At 63.3% G+C, this 4011-nt stretch carries 3 protein-coding genes; 2 read left to right on the top strand and 1 reads right to left on the bottom strand.

Annotation, left to right across the window (positions count from 1 at the left end; translation table 11 throughout):
• Positions 1-1220, bottom strand: a 1220-nt coding sequence (locus VFL62_RS12220) for a thiamine pyrophosphate-binding protein (RefSeq protein WP_325172636.1), incomplete at its 3' end; no start/stop codon positions are given.
• A 204-nt stretch (positions 1221-1424) separates the two neighbouring features.
• Between VFL62_RS12220 and VFL62_RS12215 the strand changes: the two genes are divergently transcribed.
• Complete coding sequence (locus VFL62_RS12215) at positions 1425-3254, top strand: pyrroloquinoline quinone-dependent dehydrogenase (RefSeq protein ID WP_325172635.1); 1830 nt, start codon at positions 1425-1427, stop codon at positions 3252-3254.
• A gap of 7 nt (positions 3255-3261) precedes the next feature.
• Positions 3262-4011 (top strand): c-type cytochrome (locus tag VFL62_RS12210; RefSeq protein ID WP_325172634.1); only part of this gene is annotated, 750 nt, incomplete at its 3' end.

Genomic DNA, 4011 nt, shown 5'->3' with positions numbered 1-4011 from the left:
AGCAACTGCCTCGAAGACGTCAGGCCTTCGTCGACCACGATGGCGTTCTCCGGCAGTGCCTCGACCACCTGTAACGTCAGATAATCCGGATCGATCGGCGCGCGCTCGCCGCGTTTGGCGAGTTGCTCGACCAGTGCCGCGCGGCGCGCGGTCCAGTTGTTCGAGGCCAGCGCCGCAATCCCCTTCTTGGCCTTGGCTTCCAGAGCGGCGCCGCCTTTGGCCTTCAGCAAGGGAACCAGCGCCCGCAGCGTCTCCTTCACATCGGCCTTGAGCGCAACCTCCGCACCATAGTTCTTGGCGAGGTCCCAATCGACGAGCCCGAACTGCACGATCGGCAATCCTTCAGGCAATGGATCGGTCTCGCTATGCACCGACATGCGCAGGGGGTCGGCGCCCAGCGCGATCAGGAGGTCGTAGGGCGCAAGCACATCACGGACCTGAGGCTGCGAACGCGACAGCGCGCCCATGAAGCACGGACTTTCGGAGAGGAAATGCGCGCCGTACGGCACCGATTGCTGAAACGCCGGACAGCCGAGCGCCTCGGCGAGTTGCGCCGCTTCCTGCAATGCGTCGCTCTTGACGATTTCATCGCCGGCGATGATGACGGGACGCTCCGCCTTGAGAAGGCGTGCCGTCAGCGCCTGCAACGCCTCATCGGAAGGCTTGACGCGCGCATCGACCCGGGTCGAGCGGCCGAGGTCGATACCTGCTTCGGAATTGAGGATATCTCCGGGTAACGAAATGAAAACTGGACCGGTCGGCGGGGTGGTCGCGATCTTGGCGGCGCGTCGCACGATCCGCGGCAGATCTTCCAACCGCGTGACTTCGACGGCCCATTTCACCAGCGGCTCGGCCATCCGCACCAGCGGCCCGTAGAGCAGCGGCTCCATCAGGCCATGGCCCTGCTCCTGCTGGCCGGCGGTCAGGATCATCGGCGTACCGGTGAACTGGGCGTTGTAGAGCGAGCCCATGGCATTGCCCAATCCTGGAGCAACGTGAACGTTGCAAGCGACCAGCCGCCCCGAGGCGCGGCTGTAGCCATCGGCGATCGCCACCACGAGGCTCTCCTGCATCGCCATCACGTAAGTGAGATCGGGATGATCCTTCAGGGCGTGCATGATCGGCAATTCGGTGGTGCCGGGATTGCCGAACAGGTGTGTGATGCCTTCATCCTTGAGCAACGCCAGGAACGCCGAGCGCCCGGTAATGCGATTTTTCATATTTCCTCCACGCTCGCGGCTCTTGTCGTTGTAGCTCGCATCATGATCAACTTTGCTTGTCCAAGGCAAGGAAGTGCTCTCATGGCTGCCTTGCACGCTTGCCGACGGTCAGACCTGTTCACCTACCGTCATGTTCGTATGAATATATCCTCCTAGCCCTCACCTCGCCGCATCCAACAAATAATCAATCTCAGGGAGAAAAGAATGAGCATGCGCACGCACAAGCCGTTTCCAAAAATGATCGAGCGATTTCTTTATGGCGCGATGGCCGCCACCTTCAGCGCATCGCTGGCTGCCGCGCAGACGCCGCTGGCGCCGGTGCTGTCGAGCAAGCCGCAGGTGACGCCGCCGAAGAACGACGCCGCGCTGAAAGCGCTGACACCGGTGCCGGCGAAAATGTTGCTCAATCCACCCGAGAGCGACTGGCTGATGTGGCGCCGCACCTATGATGCCTGGGGCTACAGTCCGCTGAAGCAAATCAATACCGACAATGTGAAGAACCTGACGGTCGCCTGGACCTGGGCGATGACCGCGGGCGCCACCGAAACCACACCGCTCGTCCATGACGGCGTGCTGTTCCTCTACAACTGGCTCGACAAGGTGCAGGCGCTCGATGCCACCAATGGCGAATTGCTGTGGGAGTACAAGCGCGACATCCCGCTGGAAATCCCGCGCCAGAACGGCAACAACGCCGCCAAGCGCAACATGGCGATGGTCGATGACAAGCTGATCGTGGCGACGTCGGATGCCCACATCGTCGCGCTGGACATGAAGACCGGCAAGGTGATCTGGGATCACGAGACCGAGGACTACAAGAAAGGCTGGCGTTATACCGGCGGACCGCTGGTTGCGGCCGGCGTCATCGTGCAAGGCATGAGCGGCTGCGGCAACGCCATGCCGGGCGGCTGCTTCATAACCGGCCACGACATCAACACCGGCAAGGAACTCTGGCGCTTCCACACCATTGCGCAGCCCGGCGAGCCCGGCGGCGATAGCTGGAACGGCCTGCCGCTGGAGAAGCGGTTCGGCGCCTCGACCTGGAACTCGGGCAGCTACGACCCCGACACCGACACGCTGTTCCTAGGCGTCGGCCAGCCCTATCCGCACGTTGCCGAAATCGGCGGCCTGCTGCCGAAGAAGGACGGCGCCAACAACGATGCGCTCTACACCGATGCGACGCTCGCCCTCGACCCGCATACCGGCAAGCTGAAGTGGCATTACCAGCACCTGCCGAACGACACTTGGGACCTCGACTACGCCTATGAGCGCGTACTGGTCGATCTTCCGGTCGAGGGCAAGACGCGCAAGGCGATGGTGACCGTCGGCAAGCTCGGCATCATCGAGGTGCTCGATCGCACCAACGGCCAGTGGCTGTGGTCGAAGCAGACGGTGTACCAGAACGTCATCAAGGCGATCGATCCGAAGACCGGCGCCAAGACCATCAACGAAGAAACCGTCCCGCACATCGGCAAGACCACGACCAACTGTCCGGCTGATCCCGGCAGCCGCGGCTGGCCCGCGACCGCCTATAGCCCGCGCACGCACATGCTGTACATTCCGCTCAACGAGTATTGCTCCGACACCACCCCGATTCCGATCGAGGAAGGCAAGAGCTACACCGGCGGCAGTCGCGCGATCTTCGCGCGCGGACAGGTGCCTGGCAGCGACGGCAAGATCGGCCGCATGGACGGCATCGATCTGTTCACGCAGAAGGCGGCGTGGTCGGATCGCACCCGGGCGCCGCAGACCGGCGCCGCAGTTGCTACCGGCGGCGGCCTGGTGTTTGCGGGCGCACTCGATCGCTACTTCCGCGCCTATGACGACAAGACCGGCAAGGTCTTGTGGCAGGCGCGCACCTCCAACATCGTCAACTCGTTCCCGATCACCTATTCGGTGAAGGGACGGCAGTATGTTGCGGTTGCCGTCGGCAACGGCTCCAGCCATGCCCGCTCGCTCGCCTCGCTGACCCCGGAAATCGGGATCCCCGATGGCGGCTCGGCGTTGTTCGTGTTCGCTCTTCCAGAAAGGCAGTAAGTAACCGATGCCGCGATTCCCGTTCCGCACTTTCTTTCCCGGCCTCGCCACCAGCATTTTTCTGGCGGCAACGCCTGCCGCGCAGGCGCAGACCGGCGCGACAGCTGCGGATACCGGATCGCGCATTTACGCAACCAACTGTGCCACCTGCCACCAGGCCGGCGGCACAGGCATGGCTGGTGCCTTTCCGCCGCTGGCCGGGCATTTTCCCGAACTGCTGAAACGTACCGACGGGCGCAGTTACGTCGGAAAGGTGCTGTTGTTCGGCCTCGAAGGCGAGATCGACGTCAACGGCAATCATTTTGCCGGCGCCATGCCGGCATGGAACGGCTTGAGCGACGATGAGATCGCCGCGGTCCTCAACTATGTCAGCACCAGCTGGGACAACGGCAAGTCACTGCCGCCAGCCTTCACGCCGTTCACGTCAGACGAGATCAAGGCGTTGCGGTCGCCGGAGTTGACCTCTGCGCAGGTCTATACGCTGCGGTCCGGTGCGGCCGGAGGTGCACCGGCAACGGCTGGTGACATTGGCGGCATGACCCCGGTCAGTTTCACTGCCGATCAAGTGGCGCGCGGCTCCGACATCTACGCCGAGCGCTGCGTGCAATGTCACGGCGATAAGCTGGACAATGGCGAGTTCGGCGGGGCGGCATTGAACGGTTCGGGCTTCAAGAAGCACTGGAACGGAGGTTCGGTCGCGGCGCTCGTGGCCTTTATGCGGGCGAAGATGCCGCCGGATCGGCCGGGCAGCCTCAGC

It is taken from the genome of Bradyrhizobium sp. (assembly GCF_035701725.1).
Taxonomy (GTDB): Bacteria; Pseudomonadota; Alphaproteobacteria; order Rhizobiales; family Xanthobacteraceae; genus Bradyrhizobium.
The sequence above is the reverse complement of the archived record's forward strand: the minus strand, read 5'-3'. Positions and strand labels throughout refer to the sequence as shown.